This window comes from Paenibacillus sp. FSL R5-0923 (assembly GCF_038009145.1).
Lineage (GTDB): Bacteria > Bacillota > Bacilli > Paenibacillales > Paenibacillaceae > Paenibacillus_AQ.
Genome location: NZ_JBBPAT010000001.1, coordinates 1,410,805 through 1,426,351 on the forward strand (window position 1 = coordinate 1,410,805; position 15,547 = coordinate 1,426,351).

General features: G+C 44.4%; 30 protein-coding genes. All 30 read left to right on the top strand.

Features of this window, described 5'->3' with window-relative positions; all coding sequences use genetic code 11:
* Positions 1-171: 171 nt before the first annotated feature.
* The 30 genes from MKX35_RS06155 (at position 172) to rpsK (ending at position 15,418) form a co-directional block, all read left to right on the top strand.
* Complete coding sequence (locus MKX35_RS06155) at positions 172-1,497, top strand: globin-coupled sensor protein (RefSeq protein WP_341043941.1); 1,326 nt, start codon at positions 172-174, stop codon at positions 1,495-1,497.
* A 226-nt stretch (positions 1,498-1,723) separates the two neighbouring features.
* Positions 1,724-2,032: a 30S ribosomal protein S10 gene (gene rpsJ / locus MKX35_RS06160; protein WP_017692074.1), complete on the top strand. Its 309-nt coding sequence runs from the start codon at positions 1,724-1,726 to the stop codon at positions 2,030-2,032.
* Positions 2,033-2,074: 42 nt separating this feature from the next.
* The gene (rplC, locus tag MKX35_RS06165; protein WP_076286852.1) at positions 2,075-2,698 is read left to right on the top strand and encodes a 50S ribosomal protein L3; all 624 of its coding nucleotides are present in this window, start codon (positions 2,075-2,077) and stop codon (positions 2,696-2,698) included.
* A 25-nt stretch (positions 2,699-2,723) separates the two neighbouring features.
* Entirely contained in the window at positions 2,724-3,347 is a 624-nt protein-coding gene (gene rplD / locus MKX35_RS06170; protein WP_042192174.1) for a 50S ribosomal protein L4, read from the top strand.
* Positions 3,347-3,640: a 50S ribosomal protein L23 gene (gene rplW / locus MKX35_RS06175; protein WP_036680537.1), complete on the top strand. Its 294-nt coding sequence runs from the start codon at positions 3,347-3,349 to the stop codon at positions 3,638-3,640. The genes rplD and rplW overlap by 1 nt, the downstream gene beginning before the upstream one ends.
* Positions 3,641-3,667: 27 nt before the next feature.
* Entirely contained in the window at positions 3,668-4,498 is an 831-nt protein-coding gene (rplB, locus tag MKX35_RS06180) for a 50S ribosomal protein L2 (protein WP_042192171.1), read from the top strand.
* A 76-nt stretch (positions 4,499-4,574) separates the two neighbouring features.
* Positions 4,575-4,853, top strand: a complete 279-nt coding sequence (rpsS, locus tag MKX35_RS06185) for a 30S ribosomal protein S19 (RefSeq protein ID WP_036652940.1) — start codon at positions 4,575-4,577, stop codon at positions 4,851-4,853.
* A gap of 33 nt (positions 4,854-4,886) precedes the next feature.
* Positions 4,887-5,219, top strand: a complete 333-nt coding sequence (gene rplV / locus MKX35_RS06190; RefSeq protein ID WP_036680546.1) for a 50S ribosomal protein L22 — start codon at positions 4,887-4,889, stop codon at positions 5,217-5,219.
* A gap of 13 nt (positions 5,220-5,232) precedes the next feature.
* Positions 5,233-5,898, top strand: a complete 666-nt coding sequence (gene rpsC / locus MKX35_RS06195; RefSeq protein WP_042192169.1) for a 30S ribosomal protein S3 — start codon at positions 5,233-5,235, stop codon at positions 5,896-5,898.
* Positions 5,899-5,900: 2 nt separating this feature from the next.
* Positions 5,901-6,335, top strand: a complete 435-nt coding sequence (rplP, locus tag MKX35_RS06200) for a 50S ribosomal protein L16 (RefSeq protein ID WP_042131224.1) — start codon at positions 5,901-5,903, stop codon at positions 6,333-6,335.
* Positions 6,325-6,522 (top strand): 50S ribosomal protein L29, encoded by a 198-nt coding sequence (rpmC, locus tag MKX35_RS06205; RefSeq protein ID WP_019908232.1) that lies wholly within the window; start codon positions 6,325-6,327, stop codon positions 6,520-6,522. Before rplP ends, rpmC begins: the two co-directional genes overlap by 11 nt.
* 43 nt (positions 6,523-6,565) lie before the next feature.
* Entirely contained in the window at positions 6,566-6,832 is a 267-nt protein-coding gene (gene rpsQ, locus MKX35_RS06210) for a 30S ribosomal protein S17 (RefSeq protein WP_042131223.1), read from the top strand.
* Between the two features lie 38 nt (positions 6,833-6,870).
* Positions 6,871-7,239 (top strand): 50S ribosomal protein L14, encoded by a 369-nt coding sequence (gene rplN / locus MKX35_RS06215; RefSeq protein ID WP_036680556.1) that lies wholly within the window; start codon positions 6,871-6,873, stop codon positions 7,237-7,239.
* 49 nt (positions 7,240-7,288) lie between these two features.
* Entirely contained in the window at positions 7,289-7,642 is a 354-nt protein-coding gene (gene rplX, locus MKX35_RS06220) for a 50S ribosomal protein L24 (protein WP_076286851.1), read from the top strand.
* A 31-nt stretch (positions 7,643-7,673) separates the two neighbouring features.
* Positions 7,674-8,216 (top strand): 50S ribosomal protein L5, encoded by a 543-nt coding sequence (gene rplE, locus MKX35_RS06225; protein WP_042131222.1) that lies wholly within the window; start codon positions 7,674-7,676, stop codon positions 8,214-8,216.
* Positions 8,217-8,265: 49 nt separating this feature from the next.
* Positions 8,266-8,451, top strand: coding sequence for a type Z 30S ribosomal protein S14 (locus MKX35_RS06230; protein ID WP_013312154.1), 186 nt, complete (start codon positions 8,266-8,268; stop codon positions 8,449-8,451).
* Between the two features lie 32 nt (positions 8,452-8,483).
* A complete protein-coding gene (rpsH, locus tag MKX35_RS06235) occupies positions 8,484-8,882 on the top strand; it encodes a 30S ribosomal protein S8 (RefSeq protein WP_036680560.1) in 399 nt (132 codons plus the stop codon).
* Between the two features lie 30 nt (positions 8,883-8,912).
* Positions 8,913-9,455 (top strand): 50S ribosomal protein L6, encoded by a 543-nt coding sequence (gene rplF / locus MKX35_RS06240; RefSeq protein ID WP_042192166.1) that lies wholly within the window; start codon positions 8,913-8,915, stop codon positions 9,453-9,455.
* A gap of 84 nt (positions 9,456-9,539) precedes the next feature.
* Entirely contained in the window at positions 9,540-9,908 is a 369-nt protein-coding gene (rplR, locus tag MKX35_RS06245; protein WP_042131220.1) for a 50S ribosomal protein L18, read from the top strand.
* Positions 9,909-9,935: 27 nt separating this feature from the next.
* Positions 9,936-10,433: a 30S ribosomal protein S5 gene (gene rpsE, locus MKX35_RS06250; protein WP_036652980.1), complete on the top strand. Its 498-nt coding sequence runs from the start codon at positions 9,936-9,938 to the stop codon at positions 10,431-10,433.
* 14 nt (positions 10,434-10,447) lie between these two features.
* Positions 10,448-10,633, top strand: coding sequence for a 50S ribosomal protein L30 (gene rpmD / locus MKX35_RS06255; protein WP_036680567.1), 186 nt, complete (start codon positions 10,448-10,450; stop codon positions 10,631-10,633).
* A gap of 40 nt (positions 10,634-10,673) precedes the next feature.
* Positions 10,674-11,114, top strand: a complete 441-nt coding sequence (rplO, locus tag MKX35_RS06260; protein WP_036680569.1) for a 50S ribosomal protein L15 — start codon at positions 10,674-10,676, stop codon at positions 11,112-11,114.
* On the top strand, positions 11,114-12,412 hold the full coding sequence (gene secY, locus MKX35_RS06265; protein WP_076286850.1) for a preprotein translocase subunit SecY: 1,299 nt from the start codon (positions 11,114-11,116) through the stop codon (positions 12,410-12,412). The genes rplO and secY overlap by 1 nt, the downstream gene beginning before the upstream one ends.
* 96 nt (positions 12,413-12,508) lie before the next feature.
* Entirely contained in the window at positions 12,509-13,153 is a 645-nt protein-coding gene (locus MKX35_RS06270) for an adenylate kinase (RefSeq protein ID WP_042131217.1), read from the top strand.
* A 4-nt stretch (positions 13,154-13,157) separates the two neighbouring features.
* Positions 13,158-13,910, top strand: coding sequence for a type I methionyl aminopeptidase (map, locus tag MKX35_RS06275; RefSeq protein ID WP_042192159.1), 753 nt, complete (start codon positions 13,158-13,160; stop codon positions 13,908-13,910).
* A gap of 11 nt (positions 13,911-13,921) precedes the next feature.
* Complete coding sequence (locus tag MKX35_RS06280) at positions 13,922-14,230, top strand: KOW domain-containing RNA-binding protein (protein ID WP_076300964.1); 309 nt, start codon at positions 13,922-13,924, stop codon at positions 14,228-14,230.
* Positions 14,231-14,232: 2 nt separating this feature from the next.
* On the top strand, positions 14,233-14,448 hold the full coding sequence (gene infA / locus MKX35_RS06285) for a translation initiation factor IF-1 (RefSeq protein ID WP_036652996.1): 216 nt from the start codon (positions 14,233-14,235) through the stop codon (positions 14,446-14,448).
* A 53-nt stretch (positions 14,449-14,501) separates the two neighbouring features.
* Positions 14,502-14,615 carry a 50S ribosomal protein L36 gene (rpmJ, locus tag MKX35_RS06290; protein WP_003322638.1) on the top strand — a complete coding sequence of 38 codons (114 nt, stop codon included), beginning with the start codon at positions 14,502-14,504 and terminating at the stop codon, positions 14,613-14,615.
* A 19-nt stretch (positions 14,616-14,634) separates the two neighbouring features.
* The gene (rpsM, locus tag MKX35_RS06295; RefSeq protein ID WP_036680583.1) at positions 14,635-15,003 is read left to right on the top strand and encodes a 30S ribosomal protein S13; all 369 of its coding nucleotides are present in this window, start codon (positions 14,635-14,637) and stop codon (positions 15,001-15,003) included.
* 19 nt (positions 15,004-15,022) lie between these two features.
* Positions 15,023-15,418 carry a 30S ribosomal protein S11 gene (gene rpsK / locus MKX35_RS06300; protein ID WP_019908251.1) on the top strand — a complete coding sequence of 132 codons (396 nt, stop codon included), beginning with the start codon at positions 15,023-15,025 and terminating at the stop codon, positions 15,416-15,418.
* Positions 15,419-15,547: the final 129 nt, after the last annotated feature.

The window sequence follows — 15,547 nt, forward strand, 5'->3', positions numbered from 1 at the left end:
TACGATAAAATAAGTATGAAATTTCGAATAATTCTACAAAATTCAACAAAATTCAACGATAAATTGTTTACAATTTTAATAATCATAGAGTAAAATGAAAGGAAGGTAATATTGTAAAAAAATAGTAATTGAGGGGAGAGTGATAACATGGGAAAATGTCCTTTTTCATTCATGCATGCTATAACATCACGTAATAATAACGAGGATTCTCACACCCCTAATTTGATAGAACATAAACACCAGACTAAGCGTACTGAAGATTTTTTTCATACTCTTGAGGGTTATGACGAACTCAATGAGCAAATGAGAATGATTGATCTATCTGAATCAGATTTGAACTTATTACGTAGGGTGAAGCCTAGCGTTGAAAAGAATATAGACTATATCATTGATCAATTTTATAATTCGGTATTAGGTGTGGATAAACTCGAAGCCATTATATTGGAGCATAGTAGTATCGAGAGGTTGAAAACAACACTCCGCGAGCATATCATTGAAATTTTTGATGGCAAAGTTGATGAAGAATACATAGCAAAGCGAATGAAGATTGCTAATATTCATAAAAGAGTAGGACTTGAGCCTAAATGGTACTTATCTGCTTTTCAAAATCTTCAGAACGTTTTTATACAAGTTATCTATAATGAGACACATGATGACAATACACGTCTACATGTAGTTAAGACCGTAACTAAGCTGCTTAACCTTGAACAACAACTTGTCCTAGAGGAATACGAGAAGGAGAACGTCAAAGAGAAGGAACAGCAATACCTTTTGGTTAAAAATGAATTAAAGCAGAAAATTGCTGAATTCAGCAGCGAATTAATAGATTTTAGTATCGACACAAATGCCGCTGTGAAGCAGCTAGTAGCCAGTAGCAATGAAGTGAGTAGAACATTCCAACGTACAGCTACATCCGCTGTAGAGTCGCAGGGGTTGGCTACAGATGGACATGAGCATTTGGATAGCTTAACAGGACAGATTAATCTTATTTATCAAAGTACTAGTGAAATGGAACATTCAGTCCACGAATTAAGCAATTCCTCTAAACAAATTCAAAAAATCGTAAACTCAGTTAAAGATATTGCAGATCAAACTAAAATTCTTTCACTTAATGCAACGATAGAAGCCGCTAGAGCCGGAGTGCATGGTAGAGGGTTTAGTGTAGTTGCTCAAGAAGTTAGTCGGTTGGCAGAGGATACGAAGAATACTGTAATTCAGATCGTAGAGCTGACTTATAAATCGGGAAGTCTCACACAACAGGTCGTTGAGGAGATACGTAAGGTACAAGAGCTAACCAAAAGTGGGAGATATCAATCCGTAGAGACTAGTCTTTTGTTTTCCGAAATTGTAGAGGCGATGAGGAGTAGCACACAAGAGATTGTTATAGTAGAAGAAGAAATAAGAACATTGATTCAGACAATAGAGGGAATTGGGTCAGCAACAGCACAGACTGCGGAGTCAGCAGAGATTTTTAAGTCTGCCACTGCGAATCTTTAACCTATATAATAGTAATAAAGCAACGCATGAAAAAAATATGCGTTGTTTTGTTATTTTAGCTTGCAATACTGCTGCCTATTATATATAATAATAAATGTTGTTCTGAGACGTTGCGATGATGTGAGAGGTTACTGACACACCCGGCCCCTTTGCCATGAGGTCGACGTCAGAAAATTTTCACGGAGTATGTCCGATAATAAATTGGGCGATAGAAGGAGGGACTAAAATGGCAAAGCAAAAAATTCGTATTCGCTTGAAAGCATACGACCACAGAATTCTTGATCAATCCGCAGAGAAAATCGTTGAAACTGCAAAACGTTCGGGTGCTGGTGTATCTGGACCGATTCCGTTGCCAACTGAGAAGCAAATCATTACTATTCTCCGTGCGGTACACAAGTACAAGGATTCCCGTGAACAGTTTGAACAACGGACTCACAAACGTTTGATCGATATTGTGAACCCAACACCACAAACTGTGGATGCCTTGATGCGCTTGGATCTACCGTCCGGTGTAGATATCGAAATCAAATTGTAATTCTATTTTTAGCAACTTAGGAAAAGAAAAGAGGTGTCAACATTGAAAGGTATCTTAGGAAAAAAACTCGGTATGACTCAAGTGTTTACTCCAGAAGGTAACGTAATTCCTGTTACTGTTATCGAAGCAGGCCCTTGTGTAGTACTGCAAAAGAAAGACCTGAATATCGACGGATATGAAGCAGTGCAATTGGGCTTTTCTGATAAAAAAGAAAGTCGCTCCAATAAGCCTGAACAAGGTCACGCCAAAAAGGCAAATGCAACACCTAAGCGCTACGTTCGTGAAATTCGCGGTGTTGACCTCGGGTCTCTCGAGGTTGGACAAGAACTGAAGGCTGATATTTTTGCTGAGGGCGAATTTGTTGACGTAACTGGCACATCTAAAGGTAAAGGTTTCCAAGGTAACATCAAACGTTGGGGACAAAGCCGCGGACCAATGGCACACGGATCGCGTTACCACAGAAGACCGGGTTCCATGGGTTCTATCCAAGCTAACCGTGTTCCGAAGGGCAAACGCCTCCCAGGACATATGGGTCACACGACTATCACGGTTCAAAAGCTTGAAATCATCAAGGTTGACGTTGAACGTAACGTATTGCTGGTTAAAGGCGCTATCCCAGGTCCTAAAAACAGCTTCGTGAAAGTTAAACAAACCGTTAAGAAATAATTACCTAAGAAAGGAGGAACATGAAATGCCAAAAGTAACACTTTTTAATATTAGTGGCAACGAAGTTGGTGAAGTAGAACTGAGCGATACAGTATTCGGTATTGAACCGAATGAGCACGTTCTACACGAAGCTGCGCTTATGCAAAGAGCTTCCCTTCGTCGTGGTACACACAAAGTAAAAGGACGTTCTGAAGTTCGTGGCGGTGGACGTAAGCCTTGGAAACAAAAAGGTACAGGTCGCGCTCGTCAAGGATCCATTCGTTCTCCACAATGGAAAGGCGGCGGCGTTGTCTTCGGACCAACACCACGTAGCTATTCCTGGAAATTGCCTAAGAAGGTTCGTCGTTTGGCGATCAAATCCGCTTTGTCCTCGAAAGTACTCGAGAATGACATTATCGTATTGGATAGCTTGACAATGAATGCTCCGAAGACGAAAGAATTCGCAGCAATCTTGAACAACCTGAAAGTGGAACGCAAAGCTTTGATCGTAGCTACTAGCTATGATGATAACGTAGCACTTTCCGCTCGTAACATCCCTGGGGTGAAATTCGTAGCGGCTGACGGCATTAATGTTCTTGACGTACTGACGTACGACAAACTGATCATCACTAAAGAAGCAGTTCTGAAGGTAGAGGAGGTGTTCGCGTAATGAAAGATCCTCGTGATATTATCAAACGTCCGGTGATTACGGAACGTACTTCCGACTACATGAGCGAAATGAAATACGCTTTTGAAGTGGATATCCGTGCTAACAAAACCGAAATCAAAAAAGCTGTCGAGGCTATTTTCAAAGTAAAAGTAACTAATGTGAACACAATGCGCGTGCCTGGCAAACTGAAACGTTATGGTAAATATTCTGGTTACACTCCAGAGTGGAAAAAAGCCATCGTTAAGCTTAGCCCGGACAGCAAACCGCTTGAATTTTTTGAAGCGGTAGAATAATACTCTTAAAGTAAGGAGGAAACTATAGTGCCAATCAAAAAGTACAAACCGACCTCTCCGGCAAGACGCCATATGTCTGTGTCTACGTTTGAAGAAATCACAACAAACCAGCCAGAGAAATCGTTGCTTTCTCCGCTGTTCAAACATGCGGGACGCAACAACCAAGGTAAAATTACGGTTCGTCACCATGGCGGCGGACACAAACGTAAATACCGTATTATTGACTTCAAACGGACTAAAGACGGCATACCAGGTAGCGTTGCTACAATCGAGTATGACCCGAACCGTACATCTAATATTGCTTTGATCCACTATGCTGATGGTGAGAAACGTTATATCATCGCTCCTAAAGGCCTAAAAGTTGGGGATAAAGTAGAGTCCGGCCCAACAGCCGACATCAAAATTGGTAACAGTCTTGCACTGGAGAACATCCCAGTGGGTACAGTTATCCACAACATTGAGTTGAAACCAGGTAAAGGCGGACAATTGGTTCGTGCTGCTGGTACAGAAGCTCAATTGCTTGGTAAAGAAGAAAAATACTGTTCCGTTCGTTTGTCATCCGGTGAGGTTCGTAAGATCCTTAGCGTATGCCGTGCAACTATCGGTTCCGTAGGTAACGAAGATCATGAATTGATCAAAATCGGTAAAGCTGGACGTAGTCGCTGGCTGGGCCGTCGCCCTGAAGTACGCGGTGTAGTAATGAACCCGAACGATCACCCACACGGTGGTGGTGAAGGCCGCGCTCCAATCGGACGTAAATCGCCTATGTCTCCATGGGGTAAACCAACCCTTGGTTACAAAACGCGTAAGAAAAACAAGGCATCTGATAAATATATCGTTCGCCGCCGCACAAAATAAGACGCTTCTGGCAAGTTAATAAAGCGCGAAGCGTCGATTCGCGGTTTGAAGAACCGGATGAAGGGAGGATTCACACATGGGTCGCAGTTTAAAGAAGGGGCCGTTTATCGATGGCTACCTGCTTAAAAAAGTTGAGGAACTGAACGAGGCTGAAAAAAAGGTTGTAGTTAAAACTTGGTCCCGTCGCTCAACCATTTTCCCTCAGTTTATCGGACATACGTTTGGTGTATATGACGGCCGTAAACACGTGCCTGTATACGTAACAGAAGATATGGTAGGTCACAAGTTGGGCGAGTTCGCGCCAACACGTACTTACAAAGGCCACGCGGGTGACGATAAGAAAACAAGAAGATAATAATAAGGTCTCTGTTTGAAAGGAGGTTAAACAATGGAAGCAAAAGCACATGCAAGATCGGTGCGGATTTCCGCTCGTAAAGCGAAACTGGTTGTTGACTTGATTCGTGGTAAGCAAGTGGGGGAAGCAATTGCTATTCTTCGCCACACTCCGAAATCCGCTTCTCCGGTCGTTGAGAAGTTGCTTAATTCGGCAATTGCGAATGCTGAGCATAACTATTCTTTGGACGTGAACAGTTTGTTCGTTAGCGAGGTTTTCGTTAACCAAGGACCTACTATGAAACGTTTCCGTCCGCGCGCCATGGGCCGCGCAAGTCGGATCAATAAACGCACGAGCCACATTACACTGGTGGTATCTGAGAAATAAGGAGGGATAACACGTGGGTCAAAAGGTAAATCCAATCGGACTCCGGATCGGGATCATTCGCGATTGGGAATCTAAATGGTATGCAGGAAAAGATTTCGGTACTCTTCTGATGGAAGACGTCAAAATCCGGGAATACCTTAAAGGTAAGTTGAAGGATTCCGCTGTTTCCCATATCGAGATCGAAAGAGCGGCTAACCGCGTGAACGTTACAATTCACACTGCTAAACCAGGTATGGTTATTGGTAAGGGCGGAGCAGAAGTAGAAGTACTTCGCAGCGCAGTTACAGCAATCGCTGGTGGCAAAAAAGTACACATCAACATCAATGAAATCAAGCACCCTGAATTGGATGCAATTCTTGTAGCTGAGAGCATTGCTCAACAATTGGAACGTCGTGTATCGTTCCGTCGTGCACTCAAACAAGCGATTCAAAGAACAATGCGTTCTGGCGCAAAAGGGATTAAAACTCAAGTAGGCGGACGTCTTGGCGGAGCTGAGATTGCTCGTTCAGAAGGTTATAGCGAAGGAACAGTTCCACTTCATACGCTTCGTGCCGATATCGATTACGGAACGGCTGAAGCACATACAACTTACGGTCTTATCGGCGTAAAAGTATGGATCTACCGTGGAGAAGTTCTTCCCCCAGCTAAGAAACAAGCTGCTCAGGAAGGAGGCAACTAATCATGTTGGTACCAAAACGCGTAAAACACCGCAAGCAACAACGCGGACACATGAAGGGTATGGCAAAGGGTGGTACTGAATTGAACTTCGGCGAATTCGGCCTGGTTGCAATGGAACCATCTTGGATCACTAACCGTCAGATCGAAGCTGCTCGTATCGCAATGACACGTTATATCAAACGTGGCGGTCAAGTTTGGATCAAGATTTTCCCAGATAAGCCTATTACTCAAAAGCCTCTCGAGGTTCGTATGGGTAGTGGTAAAGGTAACGTTGAAAAATGGGTAGCCGTAGTTAAACCGGGCAAGATTATGTTCGAACTCGGAGGCGTGTCGGAAGAAATCGCTCGTGAAGCGATGCGTCTTGCCGCTCACAAGCTGCCTGTTAAGACTAAGTTTGTGAAACGTGAAGAATTGGGTGGTGAAGCAAATGAAAGCTAATGAACTTCGCAACTTAACCACTGCTGAGATTGAACAAAAGATCGCTGGATTCAAAGAGGAACTTTTTAATCTCCGTTTCCAATTGGCAACTGGCCAACTGGACAACCCGACTCGGATTCGTGACGTGCGTAAGGAAATAGCTCGTGCTAAAACCGTAATCCATCAAAGAGTGCTTGGGATTAGTTAAGTGAGACGGATCTCAGATCCGTATTCAGGAAGGAGGCTAACTAATGAGCGAAGAACGTAATGCACGTAAAGTGCTAATCGGTAAAGTGGTCAGTGATAAAATGGATAAAACCATCGTAGTCGCTGTTGAAACCTATAAGAAGCATAACTTGTACCACAAACGCATCAAGTCTACGAAGAAATTCAAAGCACATGATGAGGAAAACGTTGCGAAAATTGGCGATACCGTAAAAGTCATGGAAACTCGTCCGTTGTCCAAGGACAAACGTTGGAGACTAGTTGAAGTGGTTGAAAAAGCGGTTATCATCTAAGATAATCAAAAGAGTTTTTCCGGAAGGAGGAAATTATAATGATTCAACCATTTACACGCTTGCATGTGGCTGACAACTCTGGTGCGAAGGAACTGATGTGTATCCGCGTACTGGGTGGTACTGGACGCCGTACAGCAGCAATCGGTGATTTGATCGTTTGTTCCGTTAAACAAGCAACACCAGGCGGCGTTGTCAAAAAAGGTGATGTTGTTAGAGCGGTAGTTGTTCGTACGAAACGTTCCGTTCGTCGTAAAGATGGATCTTACATCGCATTCGACGAAAATGCAGCTGTTGTTGTTAAAGACGACAGAAGCCCTCGTGGAACACGTATCTTTGGACCAGTTGCTCGCGAACTTCGCGATAAAGACTACATGAAGATCGTTTCCTTGGCACCGGAAGTAATCTAATAAACACGAGCACCAATAAGTTGAAGGTTAGTTATAGGAGGTGTAATAAATGCCTAGAGTGAAAAAAGTTCTGGAATCCCATAACAATAAACTGCACGTGAAGAAAGATGATGTGGTGCTTGTGATTAGTGGTAAAGACAAAGGCAAAAAAGGCCGTGTCATCGCTGCTTATCCTCGTGAAAACCGCGTTCTGGTAGAAGGCGTCAATATGGTGAAAAAACACCAAAAGCCGAACCAGCTGAATCCACAGGGTGGAATTATTGAGCAGGAAGCTTCGATTCATGTGTCCAACGTAATGCACATCGATCCGAAGTCCGGCAAAGTAACACGTATCGGTTACAAAGTATTGGACAACGGTAAAAAAGTTCGGATTGCTAAAAGATCCGGAGAGATTATCGACTAATCTAGCCCTTAAGAAAGGAGGTTAAATCTTCATGGCAGCAAGAATGAAAGAACGTTATCTCAACGAAATAACACCTGCTTTGATGCAGAAGTTTAACTATACAACTGTTATGCAAGTGCCTAAGATCGAGAAGGTTGTCATCAACATGGGTGTGGGTGACGCTGTTCAAAACTCCAAAGTACTTGATGCTGCAGTTAATGACATGCAGTTGATCGCTGGTCAAAAACCAGTAATCACTAAAGCTAAAAAATCCATCGCTGGTTTCAAACTACGCGAAAATATGCCGATTGGGGTTAAAGTAACACTGCGCGGCGAGCGTATGTATTACTTCTTGGACAAATTGTTCAACGTAACGCTTCCACGCGTACGTGACTTCCGTGGTGTTTCCACTAAAGCCTTTGACGGCCGTGGTAACTACACACTTGGTCTTAAAGAACAATTGATCTTCCCCGAGATCGAATATGACAAAGTGGATAAAGTCCGCGGTATGGACATCGTTATTGTAACGACTGCTAAGACGGACGAGGAATCCCGCGAGCTGCTGGGTCAGCTGGGAATGCCTTTCGCAAAATAAAGTCGGTTAATCCATTTTCTCCGAAAATGTTTAGGAGGTGTCAGGCTAAGTGGCAAAAACTTCGATGAAAGTTAAACAACAACGTACGCCTAAGTTTAAAGTACGTGCATATACACGTTGCGAACGTTGTGGTCGTCCACATTCGGTACTGCAAAAGTTCAAAATTTGCAGAATTTGTTTCCGTGAATTAGCTTATAAAGGCCAGATCCCTGGCGTGAAAAAAGCAAGTTGGTAAGAAGTTTATAAACGGGAAGGAGGTTTACACACATGACTATGTCTGATCCTATTGCAGATATGCTTACTCGTATTCGTAACGCTAACATTGTGCGTCACGAAACGGTAGAAATGCCTGCTTCTACTATGAAGAAACAAATCGCTGACATTTTGAAGCGTGAGGGTTTCATCCGCGATGCGGAATTCGTTGAAGATAGCAAACAAGGGATTATCCGTATCTTCTTGAAATACGGCCCTAACCAAGAGCGTGTTATTTCTGGTTTGAAAAGAATCAGTAAACCAGGCCTTCGCGTATACACGAAGAGCAATGAAGTGCCTCGTGTACTCGGTGGTCTAGGAATCGCGATTATCTCCACATCTAAGGGAGTTATGACCGACAAAGAAGCTCGTCAATCAAAATCTGGCGGAGAAGTTGTCTGCTACATTTGGTAATAAACGTCACAAGATAAGGAGGTGCAACACATGTCTCGTATTGGTCGTAAACCAATCGCAGTACCTAGCGGTGTAGATGTCACTTTGGACAACGCCGTTATTACAGTAAAAGGTCCAAAAGGTTCTTTGACTCGTGAGCTTCATAAAGACATGAAGGTTACAGTTGAAAATAACGAAATTACCGTTGTTCGTCCGTCGGATAACAAATTGCATCGTTCACTTCACGGCACAACCCGCTCCGTTGTCAACAACATGGTAGCAGGCGTGACTGAAGGTTTCTCGAAATCTCTGGAATTGGTTGGGGTCGGATATCGTGCAAGCAAATCCGGAGATAAAGTCGTTCTGAACGTTGGTTACTCCCACCCGGTTGAAATTACACCGGAAGCAGGTATTGAGTTTGAAGTTCCTGCGAACACGAAGATCATCGTTAAAGGTATCGATAAAGAACGCGTTGGCGCATATGCTGCTAAAATTCGTTCCGTTCGTGAGCCAGAACCGTATAAAGGTAAAGGTATCAAATATGAAGGCGAGCGTATCATCCGCAAAGAAGGTAAAGCTGGTAAGAAGAAATAACCAGTTTGAACTTAATTGTAAGATACCCCGTGCATCTTAAAGTGAAGCTGTTTACGGCAAACTGAAGGGAGTGAAAGGGAAGTCATGATTACAAAAGAAGATAAAAACAAGGCTCGTCTCAAAAGACACCTGCGTGTTCGTAAGAAGATCCAGGGAACTACTGAGCGTCCACGTTTGAACGTATTCCGTTCTTCAAAACACATCTACGCTCAACTGATCGATGATGTTAAAGGGGTTACTATCGTATCCGCTTCTACACTTGATAAAGAACTGAGCGCTAACATCGGTAATGGCGGCAGCGTTGAAGCTGCAGCGAAAGTTGGCCAATTGGTCGCTGAGCGTGCTAAAGAAAAAGGCTATGCAGTGGTCGTATTCGACCGCGGAGGTTACTTGTACCATGGACGAATTCAAGCATTGGCTGACGCAGCTCGTGAAGCTGGTCTTGAATTCTAGAATAATTCTTAAAAGGAGGTTAACGACTTGCGTGTAGATCCGAACAGTTTAGAACTGACAGAAAGAGTTGTACACATTAACCGTGTAGCAAAAGTTGTAAAAGGCGGACGCCGTTTCAGCTTTAGTGCACTCGTTGTTGTGGGCGATGGCAATGGCTACGTCGGTGCTGGTATCGGTAAAGCCGGCGAAGTTCCGGATGCCATCCGTAAAGGCATTGAAGACGCCAAGAAAAACCTGATTCACATTCCAATCGTAGGAACTTCGATTCCCCATCTCGTTACTGGCCACTTCGGCGCAGGACGCGTGTTGCTGAAACCAGCATCAGAGGGTACTGGCGTTATCGCTGGCGGTCCAGTTCGTGCGGTATTGGAATTGGCAGGCGTTGGCGACATTTTGACAAAATCACTGGGTTCTTCGAATTCCATGAACATGGTCAATGCAACTTTGGAGGGACTTTCCCGTCTGAAACGCATTGAAGAGGTCGCGAAACTTCGCGGCAAATCTGTCGAAGAATTGCGCGGTTAAGGAGGGGAACGTCAATGGCAAAATTGCAAATTACCCTCGTACGTAGTGTAATCGGACGTCCAGAAACACAACGTGTTACTGTTAAGACGCTCGGCCTACGTAAACTCAACACGACAGTGGTTCACAATGACAGTCCTGCAATTCGCGGAATGATCAACAAAGTGAGTCACTTGCTATCTGTAACTGAAATTGAAGGCTAATCGCCTCGCATAAATTAACAAACATAAGGAGGTGCAAACGATGAAGTTACATGAACTTGCTCCAGCTCCTGGTTCCCGCAAAGAACGCAATCGCGTTGGTCGTGGACCAAGTAGCGGAAATGGTAAAACTTCCGGTCGCGGTCACAAAGGTCAAAACTCACGTTCTGGCGGTGGTGTTCGCCCGGGCTTCGAGGGTGGACAAAATCCGCTCTATCGTCGTCTGCCTAAACGTGGTTTCGTCAATCCTACCCGTAAAGAGTATGCGATTGTGAACCTTGAAGATCTGAATAGCTTTGCAGAAGGAACAGAAGTGACTCCGCAGTTGTTGCTTGAAACTGGTGTTGTCAAGAATTCCAAAAGCGGCATTAAGATTCTCGGCAACGGTGAGTTGACCGTAAAATTGACTGTACAAGCAAATAAGTTCTCTCAATCTGCGGTAGAGAAAATCGAGGCTGCCGGCGGTAAAACCGAGGTGATCTAATGTTCAAGACGCTTAAGAATATCTGGCATGTTGAAGATTTGCGCAAAAAGATCCTGTTTACCTTGTTCATTCTGATTATCTACCGTATCGGTTCGTTTGTTCCGGTTCCTGGTGTGAACAAAGATGTACTGCAAACAGCAAATCAGAGCGGTGACGCTTTGATGGGACTCTTGAACACCTTTTCGGGCGGAGCGCTCAAAAACTTCTCGATATTTGCGATCAGTATTTACCCATACATTACAGCATCCATCATCGTGCAATTGCTATCGATGGATGTTGTTCCTAAGTTTGCTGAATGGGCTAAACAAGGGGAGCACGGGAAAAAACAATTGGCGCAAATCACTCGTTACGGTACAGTGATATTAGCCCTGATCCAAGGTTTTGCTACGTCGATAGGGTTTAACCGGATTTATGGAACTCAAATGATGCCGAATGCGACATTTGCTGATTACTTGCTGGTTGCCATTATCTTGACGGCGGGTACTTCTTTCTTGATGTGGCTTGGTGAACAGATTACCGAAAAGGGAATCGGGAACGGGATTTCGATCCTGATTTTTGCGGGAATCGTCGCCGGTATCCCGGGACATATCACGAGTACGGCTAACTCAAGCTTTATTCAGCCGGATCAGGTGTTCCTGAATATTCTTAAAGTCGTTATCGTGCTGATTGTGATTGTGGCGATTATTACAGCAGTTATCTTCGTACAGCAAGGTATTCGGAAGATTCCTGTTCAATACGCTAAACGCGTAGTCGGCAATAAAATGTACGGTGGACAGAATACGCATATTCCGCTCAAGATTAATGCGGCTGGTGTTATTCCGGTAATCTTCGCCGTATCATTGCTTCAGTTCCCAGTTGTTCTCTCCAGTTTTTGGTCAACGCATGATTGGGCGAAATGGATTGCTAAGTATTTAGCAATGGATGCACCCCTTGGTATGCTTCTGTATGTAGTGATGATTATTGGTTTCACGTTCTTCTATACGTTCGTGCAAATGAATCCTCAACAGATGGCTGATAACATGAAGAAGAATGGTGGGTACATTCCAGGTATCCGTCCTGGTAAAGCCACAGAGAAATATCTGACTAGAGTAATGTCTCGCTTGACCATGTCCGGTGCGTTGTTCCTAGCCGTGATTTCTGTAATGCCGGTATTCTTCGGTGCTTTATCCGGATTGCCCAAAGAAGTTCAAATTGGTGGTACTGCACTGCTAATTGTTATCGGTGTGGCATTGGATACTATGAAGCAGATCGAGAGCCAATTGATTAAACGCCATTACAAAGGCTTCATCAATAAATAGGCGATAGGTTCCGGCGAAGCTTGAGATCTCTTTCTTCCCGGCACCTATTGTGCTGTTTCTTGCTTGGTGGCGAACTTTTGGGGGGAGAGAGAAATCGTGAACATTTTATTCATGGGCCCTCCGGGGGCAGGCAAGGGAACACAAGCGGCAGAGATCATAAAAGAATTTGGCATTCCTCATATTTCGACAGGAGATGCTTTCCGTTTGGCAATCAAACAAGAGACTCCAGTAGGATTGAAGGCTAAATCATTTATTGATCAAGGTTTGCTTGTACCAGATGATGTGACCATTGGGATAGTTGAAGAACGGCTGCAGCAGTCCGATTGCGAAAAAGGATTTCTATTGGATGGTTTTCCAAGAACTCTTTCGCAAGCGGAAGCGCTGGATGAAATTCTAAGCCGTTTGAATACTTCTTTGGATCATGTCATCAACTTGAATGTTGACCGTGGACTGTTGATGGCGCGTCTTACTGGACGTCGTATCTGCACAGTTTGCGGAGCATCCTACCATTTAATCTTCAACCCGCCGAAGCAAGATGGCATTTGCGACATTGATGGCGGTGAATTGTATCAACGTCCGGATGACAACGAAGAAAGTGTAGGCAAGCGTCTGGATGAGTATGATAATAAGACAGCGCCGCTGCTTGCGTTTTATGATAATAAAGGTCTTTTGCGTCAGGTAAATGGGGAAAACGAAATCAATGTCGTTTCTTCTGAAATCGTATCTTTATTGCGGGGTTAATGTAATGATCATTTGTAAATCCGAACAGGAACTTGCCTTTATGAGGGAAGCTGGTCGAATTGTTGCCGAGAGTCACCGTCTTATTGCTGAGGCCATTGAGCCTGGCATTACAACGGGCGATCTCGACAGAATCGCCGATCAATACATTCGCAGTCAAGGTGCTGTGCCGTCTTTCAAAGGCTACAACGGTTTTCCTGCCAGCATTTGCGCTTCAGTCAACGAACAATTAGTGCATGGATTTCCAGGTAAACGCAAACTGATCGAAGGCGATATTGTAACGCTGGATATCGGTGCAGAGTACCGCGGTTATCACGGTGATTCCGCCTGGACCTACGGTGTGGGCAGCATTTCCGAAGAGGCTCAGCGTTTGCTGGACGTTACGGAAGGCTCCTTGTACGCGGGACTGGCGTTAGTTAAGCCGGATGTGCGCTTGTTTACAATCTCCCATGCTATCCAGCAATACATCGAAGAGGCTGGTTTCTCAGTCGTACGTGAGTATGTTGGTCATGGTATTGGGGCAAAACTGCATGAAGAACCGCAAATTCCGAATTATGGCATAGCGGACCGCGGACCACGTCTGAAACCGGGTATGGTACTCGCGATTGAGCCGATGGTAAACGTAGGAAAGAGACATGTCAGAACGCTGGAAGATAACTGGACTGTCGTTACGGTGGATGGCTCCCTATGTGCTCACTTTGAGCATACAGTAGCAGTTACTCCGGACGGCATGGAAATTTTCACAAAACTGAATGCGTAGGTGATCTCCACTTGAATACTGTGAGCAGCCCGCAGGTTGGTCAATTAGTGAGAATTCTCAAAGGCAAAGATGCCGGAGAGGCAGCCGTTGTTATCGCAGTTGTTGATAGCAGATTTGTATACATTGCAGATGGAGACAAACGTAAGTTTGATGGGCCAAAGAAGAAGAATATTCTTCATCTTGAGCTCATACCCTTCATCAGCAGTGAGGTTGTGAACAGTTTGGAAGAAACTGGGCGGGTAACAAACGGAAAGCTGCGTTTCGCAGTGACGAAGTATGCTGGCCCAACCGGAATAAGTGCTTATGAGAAAGGAGACTAACTGTGGCTAAGGAAGATGTCATTGAAGTAGAAGGTACTGTCCTTGAACCGTTGCCAAATGCAACGTTTAAGGTTGAGCTTGAGAACGGTCATCAAATACTTGCCCATGTATCCGGTAAATTGCGGATGCACTTTATCCGTATTTTGACCGGAGACAAAGTGGTCGTGCAGTTATCGCCTTATGATTTATCAAAAGGTCGTATAACTTACCGTAAATAGATGGGAACTACGAAAAAAGTTTTGCTTCGCAAAACTTTGAGGAGGTAATTAACATGAAGGTAAGACCTTCTGTAAAGCCCATTTGCGAGAAATGTAAAGTAATCCGCCGCAAAGGGACTGTTATGGTGATTTGCGAAAATCCGAAACACAAACAAAAACAAGGTTAAGAAGGGGGTGTAGCGTAAAATGGCTCGTATAGCTGGAGTGGATTTGCCACGTGACAAACGCGTTGAGATCGCCTTGACTTATATTTTCGGAATCGGTAAAACGACTTCTCAGAAAATTCTTAATGAAACAGGCATTAGCGCTAATACACGTGTCCGTGATTTGACGGAAGATGAAGTCAGCAAACTGCGTGAAACGATCGACAAAACGGTTAAGGTTGAAGGTGACCTGCGTCGTGAAATTTCCTTGAATATTAAACGTCTTACTGAGATCGGCTGTTACCGCGGTGTTCGTCACCGTCGTGGATTGCCTGTTCGCGGTCAACGTACTAAAACCAATGCCCGTACCCGGAAAGGCCCGCGTCGTACGGTAGCAAACAAGAAGAAATAATAAGGGGGGATAAGAGACAATGGCTAAACCGAAAAAAGTCGTACGTACCAAACGTCGCGACCGTAAAAATATCGAATCCGGCGTGGCACATATTCGTTCCACGTTCAATAACACCATCGTTACCATCACAGATCCTCACGGAAATGCAATTTCCTGGGCAAGCTCCGGCGGCCAAGGATTTAAAGGTTCCCGTAAGTCGACTCCATTCGCAGCACAAATGGCAGCTGAATCAGCAGCTAAAGCAGCTATGGAGCACGGCATGAAGTCGGTTGAGGTTATGGTTAAAGGACCGGGCGCGGGCCGCGAAGCAGCCATCCGTTCCCTTCAAGCTGCAGGGCTTGAAGTTAACCTTATTAAAGACGTAACTCCGGTTCCTCACAATGGATGCCGTCCGCCGAAACGTCGTCGCGTATAGTGAAATCAGTATTGTAAATGTGGTATAATTCTGACGCATCTGCTAATAATAGGTGTTTAGGCATACTACATGATGCACCTGATGGGGTGACAGTTTCATATAGGAGCGACGTTGAAGGAGGGGTAAACT